This window comes from Geitlerinema sp. CS-897 (assembly GCF_028368005.1).
Taxonomy (GTDB): Bacteria; Cyanobacteriota; Cyanobacteriia; order Cyanobacteriales; family Geitlerinemataceae; genus Baaleninema; species Baaleninema simplex.
The window spans coordinates 1-7960 of the sequence record NZ_JAQNCQ010000274.1 but is presented as its reverse complement, the minus strand read 5'-3'; the positions used below and the strand labels follow the sequence as shown (position 1 = coordinate 7960).

The 7960-nt window shown below is 52.7% G+C and carries 7 protein-coding genes and 1 pseudogene; all 8 read right to left on the bottom strand.

What is annotated here, in order from left to right:
- Nucleotides 1–378: 378 nt before the first annotated feature.
- Complete coding sequence (locus POG22_RS17210) at nt 379–1341, bottom strand: aldo/keto reductase (RefSeq protein ID WP_498906594.1); 963 nt, start codon at nt 1339–1341, stop codon at nt 379–381.
- Nucleotides 1342–1414: 73 nt separating this feature from the next.
- Complete coding sequence (locus POG22_RS17205) at nt 1415–1837, bottom strand: bacteriohemerythrin (protein WP_498906593.1); 423 nt, start codon at nt 1835–1837, stop codon at nt 1415–1417.
- Between the two features lie 285 nt (nt 1838–2122).
- Nucleotides 2123–3328 carry a 4-hydroxy-3-methylbut-2-enyl diphosphate reductase gene (locus POG22_RS17200; RefSeq protein ID WP_498906592.1) on the bottom strand — a complete coding sequence of 402 codons (1206 nt, stop codon included), beginning with the start codon at nt 3326–3328 and terminating at the stop codon, nt 2123–2125.
- A gap of 34 nt (nt 3329–3362) precedes the next feature.
- The gene (locus tag POG22_RS17195) at nt 3363–4205 is read right to left on the bottom strand and encodes an SGNH/GDSL hydrolase family protein (protein ID WP_498906591.1); all 843 of its coding nucleotides are present in this window, start codon (nt 4203–4205) and stop codon (nt 3363–3365) included.
- Between the two features lie 110 nt (nt 4206–4315).
- Nucleotides 4316–5161, bottom strand: coding sequence for a YaaW family protein (locus tag POG22_RS17190; protein ID WP_017661342.1), 846 nt, complete (start codon nt 5159–5161; stop codon nt 4316–4318).
- Nucleotides 5162–5311: 150 nt separating this feature from the next.
- On the bottom strand, nt 5312–6856 hold the full coding sequence (locus POG22_RS17185; protein ID WP_498906590.1) for a cation:proton antiporter: 1545 nt from the start codon (nt 6854–6856) through the stop codon (nt 5312–5314).
- A gap of 174 nt (nt 6857–7030) precedes the next feature.
- Nucleotides 7031–7306, bottom strand: a pseudogene (gene hisE / locus POG22_RS17180) (phosphoribosyl-ATP diphosphatase); the annotation flags it as partial.
- Nucleotides 7307–7408: 102 nt separating this feature from the next.
- Nucleotides 7409–7960 (bottom strand): RNA-guided endonuclease InsQ/TnpB family protein (locus POG22_RS17175; RefSeq protein WP_498906589.1); only part of this gene is annotated, 552 nt, incomplete at its 5' end.

Below are 7960 nucleotides of genomic sequence, written 5' to 3'. Positions count from 1 at the left end.
TACTGTCTTTTTTTGTGTCAATTTTTCCCAAACTTCATAATTTTGTCGAGAAATATTATTGTAACTTATAAAGTGGACGAGTTAAGTCAATTCAGATTTATACCTTGAGCAAGACGGCTTCTTGTTCATTTTCCACCCCCGGCTTTTGATAGCTTTTTCAGCAAACCCTATGTATTAGTACTCGGGTCAGATCCCCGGCATCTCCAAGATGCCGGGGATCTCCGGCAGCGATTTACCGATCTGGGATTTTGCGGCTAACCCTTGAATACGGCGATATCTTTTCTAACAAGGGTTTCAGGACTTTTCTGCACCACTAAGCATCATCTCCTCATCTCCCCATCAATTCACCTGGTGACTGGTGACTGGTGACTGTCTGCATCACAGCCACGGCCGACTGGCTTGTTCGAGACGTTTCACGTCGTCGGCGATGAGAGACCATCCCAAGGCCCCGGCGTTTTGTCGGGCTTGTTCGGCGTTTTTCGCCCCCGGAATGGGAACCACGCCGCCCTGACAAATCAGCCAGTTGAGGGCGATTTGGGCGGGGGTTTTGGCGTATCGTTCCGCCAACTGTTCTAACATCAACGTCACGGGTTCGATCGCCCGCAATCCCTCGGGGCGGAACTTAGGATCGAGTTGGCGTCCGCCGCTGGGATTGCTGTTTTCGGGGGTGTATTTCCCGGTGAGGAGTCCTTGGGCGAGGGGACTGTAGGCTAATAGTGTTACGCCGAGGGTTTTGGCAGTTTCGACGATGCCTTTGGTTTCGACTTTCCGCGACAGCAGCGAATAGCGAACCTGGTTGACGGCGAGGGGAACGCCGCGACGGTTGAGGAGGTCGTAGGCTAGACCCATTTCGTCGGCGGAGTAGTTGCTGACTCCCACGGTGAGGATGCGACCCCGTTCCACTTCGTCGGCGAGGGCGTCCATCAGGGTTTCTTGGGACATGAAGAAGGTGAACGGCCAGTGGACTTGGTAGAGGGAAATACAGTCGGTTTTCAGGCGATCGAGACTGGCGGTGACGGCGTCGTAAACGTCGGATTTGCGGAAACGCCAGGGTAGCGGTCCGTATTTGGTGGCGATTTGGACGGGAGTGTCGCAGGTTTTGGCGAATTTGCCGAGGAGTCGTTCGGATTCCCCCTGTCCGTAGACTTCAGCGGTGTCGAAGAAGGTGATTCCGGCGTCGATAGCGGCGTCGAAGGCTTGTCGGACTTGTTCTTCTCCGTAGCCGTTGCCGTATTGCCAGAAAAAGCTATCGCCCCAAGACCACGCCCCAATCCCCAAGGGCTTGACGTGGAGGTTGGAGTTTCCCAAGGCGATGGTGTCGTTGAGTTCGGTCGGTTGCATGGCGATCGAGATCGGGTAACGCTTCTTAACTTAACTTAATACTTCTCGCTCGATCTGGCAGCCTTCCGTGAGGCTAAGACGGCTTTTCATGAATATCGCACACCAGCGATCGCGCCAGTTGGGTATCGATTTTACGGATATGGTTGAGAAACCAATCGAGAAGGCTTTGATTGACTTTCAGCACCAACGACAAACTCGACCCTTCGCGATCGAACTGAGCTTTAATCTCACGAAAGTTTTTGACGAACTTCTTGTGAGCTTCTTTGTTTTGACAGGCAACTGGACAGCGATAAGACTCCATACATTGTTCTTCAAACCCAAAGTGGAGATCGATATACTTTTCTAAAAAATTGATAATCTTGGAAATTTCGCTATTCGCACGATTTTCGCGCATGGCATCCACTAACAAACCCATTTGTTCGATGAGTTGTTTGTGTTGTCGATCGATAGTTGGAATGCCAATTTCTAAAGATTCGTTCCAAATTGTATTGGGCATGGTTCTGAGTTTTCTCAAATACAAAACAAGCACTAGAGCGATAAATAAAAAAAGATCCCAAGATATATAAAAATCGAACAGATACCCTTCTAGAGTAGATAATACCCTTAAAAAGGGTGCATCTCAAAAATGTAAATTTATCAGATCGGAGTCTTTGCAGTAAATTGAGCTGTTGTTGGGTGTCACGATCGCTCCACCCCTGGACGGCAGCGTTGCCGAAGTCCAACCTACCCCAGACTTATATTTTTACAAAAGTGAGATGCACCCTTAAAACGAGCGATCGCCTTACACCAACGCAGGTGTTTTAAGTTGAAAAATCTTCTCGATCGTCTCTTCAACCGACTTATCCGGCGTCGAAGCGCCCGACGTGACGCCTATCACGAGTTTACCTTCAGGCAACCAATTTTCCGTTACCTCCAAATCTCGTTTTAAAGGTTTGTGTTCGATGCGATTTCCCGGCCCGATGCGATCGCCACTGTCGATGTGATAGGAGGGAATGCCTCGTTCGATCGCAATTTCCTGTAAGTGGGTCGTATTCGAGGAATTAAAGCCGCCGATCACCACGATCGAATCGAGGTCTTCTTCCACCAATTCCAGCATGGCGTCTTGGCGTTCCTGGGTGGCGTCGCAAATGGTGTTAAACGCCATAAAGTGTTGGTTGAGTTCTGTCGGTCCGTACTTTTGCAGCATCGTGCGCTCGAACAACTTGCCAATTTGTTCGGTTTCGCTTTTCAGCATCGTGGTTTGGTTGGCGATCCCGATGCAATCGAGATCGCGATCGGGATCGAACCCGTCCGAGTGTGCGTTGTGGAACTTCTCGAAAAACGCCTCGCGATCGCCGCCGTGGAGAATATAGTCAGCCACGTACTGCGCCTCGTCGAGATTCAACACCACCAAATACTTACCGGCAAAGGAGGTGGTGGCAAGGGTTTCCTCGTGTTTGTATTTCCCGTGAACGATTGAAGTGTAATCGCGTTTCTTGTGTTTTTCGACGCTGTTCCACACCTTCGACACCCAAGGACAAGTCGTATCGACGATGGTACAGCCGCGATCGTTGAGAAGCTGCATTTCCTGAACCGTCGCCCCAAACGCGGGTAAAATCACCACTTCGCCTTCACGGACGCCGGAAAAATCCTTTTCTCCGTCCACGACTTCGATAAAGCCCACGTTCATCTCGCGCAAACGCTGGTTTACCCCAGGATTGTGAATAATTTCGTTGGTAATCCAAATGTGCTCGGTGGGGAAGTGGCTGCGGGTTTCGTAAGCAATGGCCACGGCCCGCTCGACCCCCCAGCAAAACCCGAAGGCTTCGGCTAGGCGAATCGTCACGTCACCCCGCGTCAAGGTGTTGTTATTGGCGCGAATTTCGGCGATGAGACTGCTTTGATACTCCGTTTTCAGCATTCCCTCGACTTCGGCTTCGTGGCCGAAACCGCGACGGTGGTAGTTGTTCGACTGCTGGAGCGATCGTTTAAAGGCTTTCGTATCCATATTTGGGGGTGGGTGGCTTATCGTCAGTTTTCTGTTATTCTACCGAGTCTGACGCCTGCAACCGCTCGTTGTCGAATACGAGCAGTGCCGTCCGCCAAATTTCGTAACCGCGACGGTTGAGGTGGAGTCCGTCGGTGCTGTAGTCAGTTCGCAACCGGCCGCCATCGTCGCTGAAGAGGGGATATAAATCGAGGAATTTCGCCCCTTCGACTTCGGCGATCGCCTCGAGACGAGCGTTGAGGTTGCGAATGCGGGAATTGGGAATCTCGAGTAACTTCTCGCGTTCCTCCCAGGTCGCGTTTTCGGCACTGTGGGGCAAAATTGACTGCACGACAATTTCTGTCTCTGGGTGAATCCAGCGAATGTCTTTAATAATTTTGCGGTGGTTTTCCAAAATCGTTTCGTCGTCCGTCCCCCGCAACATATCGTTAATCCCGATGTTGATAAAAATTTTCTCGGGTTCGGTATCGTCGAGGAGGGGCAGGCGGTTGTAGAGTCCGTCAGAGCCTTCTCCGGAAATGCTTTGATTGAGCCACGTGACCCCCGGCGGTAACAGTTCGTTGGGAAACCACAAACTAATCGAATCCCCCGCTAAGACGTACAGGCGATCGGGGGGTTCGGCGGCGATCGCCTCCGCCTCTTTTTCGAGGATCGCCACCCAATCTTCGTAAGACGGTTGCTGACGCTGACCCACTTCGGGAGTGGGGGTCGGTTGCGGCATCGGCGTCGCCTCGACGGTGACCGAGGCATCGGCTCGCACGGTCGGCGACCAATTGCCTTCTCGAGCGAGAAGGACGGCCACCGTCGCGATTAACACGCCGTTGGTGGCTAGGGAAATTACCGCCCAAGCGGGAAGGCGCGTCGAGTCTGTAGACACTGGCTTCGATACGAAATGCTGTGTGTTTCGATCGTACACCACTCGGGGAATTGATGAGACCTCTTCCAAACTTGGAGACCCCGACGGTTTCCCGAGTTACCCGAAAACACCTAGCCGCAGGCAAATTCCCACGTTTCCCCGCGCGTGAGGCGAATTTGTGCCAACGCGAACACGGTGGGAATAATGCGAGCGTAATTCGTCGAGATCGATCGCCAGCCGATATCGGCGAAAAACCACGCCCACAACGCCGGCCCCACAAAGGCAAACACCGTCCGCGTCATGGTATATCGCGCCGTCGCCGATGCCATTCCCCGCCGCGCCATCTGTAACGCCACGTAACTTTTAAATTTCGACGTCGCCAGCGCACCGCTTTTGAGTGCTTCTTTCGCCATTTGGTGTTTGGCGAATTCGATGGCGAACTGACGCGCCAACTGGTTGAGCAACATCGGACGCAACACCGAACTGACTGCCAACGCACTTCCACCTTTGACTAACCACCCGACGGGATCGCGTTGAACGTGAACCGGGAGGGGTTGGGGGAGTTTGGACTTGGCCAGAGATTTCTGAACCCGCACCATCAAGGCTTTCTGTTCTGAGGCGGGAAGCTGTTTCCAGGTGCGCCCCATTAGATGTAAAAAGATTTCGGCTTCTATATCTGTCGTGGAGAGGTCTTTGTTGTAGGGAATTTTTAAGTAACGACAGATTCGGATCAATACGTCGCGGTAGGTGACGCGATCGCTCTGTCCGCGCAATACTGTTAAGCCATCTGCGGCGAGAAAGCGAAACCGGGTTTCGAGCGAATCGATCCAATCTTCGCGGTGGCGACTTTGCACCTCGATCGGATCGGGAACGTTGATGTAATCCAACGGATTGAACCGAGGACGGAAGAGCAGTTGTGTCAACCCTTCGAGTTCCTCATCTGTGGCTAACTCCAGCGCGATTCTCAGTTCGTCCAAAACAATACCCTCCGTCCCAAGCGATAAAGTCGAGCGTTGTCGCCGAGAGTTCTTGGAATGGTTCTTGAGAACTACCTGCGATCGCTTCTCAACGGTTAATTCATTTTCGATCGTAACATTGCCCGCTGGGAAAGTTGCTCGAGATTGGCATCACGATTTTTGAAGGACTTCCTGTAAAAACGGGGCGAGTTCTTTGTTTAACTGCCCCGATCGCACGAATTCGGCGTAAGTATCGGCTTCGATGGCTAAAAGTTTTTCTTTGACGAGTTCGTTGGCATAATCCTGCAAGTCGGGATCTTCTTTTTGCAATCCCTCGATCTGATGTTGCAGTTTGTGCAGCTCGCCGCGTACCAAGGCAAACTGGTATTGATAGAACTCTTCGTCGATTTCGGAGGGGCGATCGCTGGTTTCGAGATAGTTCAACACCCGTTCTAGAGCCGATCGACGCGCCATCGCTTCGACGAACTCTTCGCGACGAGACTGTTCGTCGAGTAACCCCAGATTCTGCAACAGGGATTTCGTCGTCAATCCCTGCACCAGCAGCGTGAACAACACCACGCCGAAGACGATTCCGATGAGATCTTCCCGTTGAGATAGCATCGCCGGAACGCTCAACGCCAGGGCGATGGACACCGAACCGCGCAATCCTCCCCACCACAACACCGTGAGTTCTTTAACGCTAATTCTCGAGTTCGCCAGCGCGTTACTCAAACTTCCCAAGCCGAAAATCGAAATTCCCCGCGTCAGCAACACGGCGGCGATCGCAATTCCCATCGGTACCAGGTTCTCTTGCAAACTCTCGAACTGGACGCGATCGCCGATCGACAGAAACACGATCGAATTGACGAAAAAAGCGATAAACTCCCAAAACTCGCTCACCAACAGCCGCGTTCTCGGATTCATCCCGATGCGCGATCCGAAATTTCCCAGAATTATCCCCGTCGTGACGACGCCAATCACCCCAGAACCGCCCAGGTTTTCGGTAATGATGTAAGTTCCGTAAGCGGCGACGAGAGTGAGCGATTGTTCGACGAGAGGAAGATCGAACCGCTGCGTCAGATAGGAAATTCCGAAACCGATCGCACTTCCCATTCCCACGCCAACGCCGACGAACACCGCGAAATCGGCGATCGTCGATCGCACAGAAAACTCCTCCGTTCCCAACGCTAAGCTGACGAGAAGTCCGAACGCCACTACCGCCACGCCGTCGTTAAACAGACTTTCCCCTTCCATCAACGTCGTCAAGCGTCGACTGACGCCCAACTCGCGAAATAGCGAAATCACTGAAACTGGATCTGTCGCCGCCAAACTCGCCCCCACCAGCAGCGACACCGCCAGGGGAATGTCCGTAAACTGCGCCAGCATCCAGCCAATTCCCAATACCGACACCAGCACCCCCGCCACGGCGAACAGCGTCACGGGAAATAAATCCCGTTTGAGATCCTTCCAGTGGAGATTCCACCCCGCCTCGAACAGCAACGGCGGTAGAAAAATCTCCAAAATCAACTCCGGCGAGAGGTTCACCAGTCGCACGTCTTCAAACGCCAGCAGTACCCCTACGATGACGAGAAGCAACGTATAAGGAATCTGGCGCATAAAGCTCACTGTCCGCGACAGCGTCACCACACTCAGCGACACAGACAGTACCAGCAAGAATTTTTCGAGATTCGCCTGAATTAAGGTTTCGTGCGCCATTTTTAGAGTTTTCGTAGGGTGCGTGACTTGAAAAATCGGGTGTCGAACGTGAGACCGATAAATCGTCACGCACCGACAATGTACACCGCCCACAGACAAGGGTGCGTGACTCGAACAATCGGGTGTCGAACGCGAGACCGATAAATCGTCACGCACCGACTCCTCATCACCTCATCACCGCCGCCGTTCCTCTAACTTTTTGTAAACATCCTCGATATCTACGCCGTGATGTGCTAAGGCAACCAGGGTGTGATACATCAAATCGGCGGCTTCTCCAGCGATGTCGTCGGCGTCGTCGTCTTTACACGCCATGACGACTTCTGCGGCTTCTTCGCCGATTTTCTTCAAAATCTTGTTGTCGCCTCCGGCGAACAGCTTACAGGTGTAGGAACCTTCTTGGGGATTGTCGCGGCGATCGCAAATCGTCGCAAACAACTCTGACAGCGGATCGGTGGTGGATACAGAACTCGCCATTATTTTTTTCTCGAACGACAGATCGAACACCGATCGCCTGCTCAATGCGTCGAGAGAGGGTCGTAACCGGTGTCGCAACTATCGTAAACCGTAAATTGGCGATCGCAAACGGGTTGCCGGCTTTTGCAGGGATTTGACATCCTCTCCCAGCAACCCGTTCCGGGTATGCAGGGAGATTCCTTGGGTTGCCCCAAAGATTTCCTGCTTCAACAGGTGCCAGCTAGACTGAGTAACCTCAGTCCCCGCCGCCTCCCCTCCACAGGCAGTTTCGATTCCCCGTTGCCCACGGGTACAGATAACTTGTCCACTCGCCACATCACGGGGTTTGACTGACCCGCAGTTGTGACAGTGATGGATTCGAGTTGAGAGGTCTTTATGAACCTCTGCCCCACAATCTGGGCATTCCTGAGAAGTGCCACGGGCATCCACCTTGCCGTAATACACATCGTGCTTCCAGCACACCCAGGGAAGGATCTGATTCACAAATTGTCCCAGCCCAGCATCTAGAATGTGTTTGCCCAACATTCCCTTGGCCATGATACGGAAGTCGAGATCTTCGACAAAAATCATCCCTGCACCGTCGCAGAGGTGATGAGCCAGCTTGAAATGCCAGTCTTTTCGCGTATCGGC

Bases quoted from the DNA above. Each gene is read 5' to 3' on its own strand.
- POG22_RS17210 (WP_498906594.1), bottom strand. From the start codon at position 1,341: ATGCAACCGACCGAACTCAACGACACCATCGCCTTGGGAAACTCCAAC.
- POG22_RS17185 (WP_498906590.1), bottom strand. From the start codon at position 6,856: ATGGCGCACGAAACCTTAATTCAGGCGAATCTCGAAAAATTCTTGCTG.
- POG22_RS17200 (WP_498906592.1), bottom strand. From the start codon at position 3,328: ATGGATACGAAAGCCTTTAAACGATCGCTCCAGCAGTCGAACAACTAC.
- POG22_RS17205 (WP_498906593.1), bottom strand. From the start codon at position 1,837: ATGCCCAATACAATTTGGAACGAATCTTTAGAAATTGGCATTCCAACT.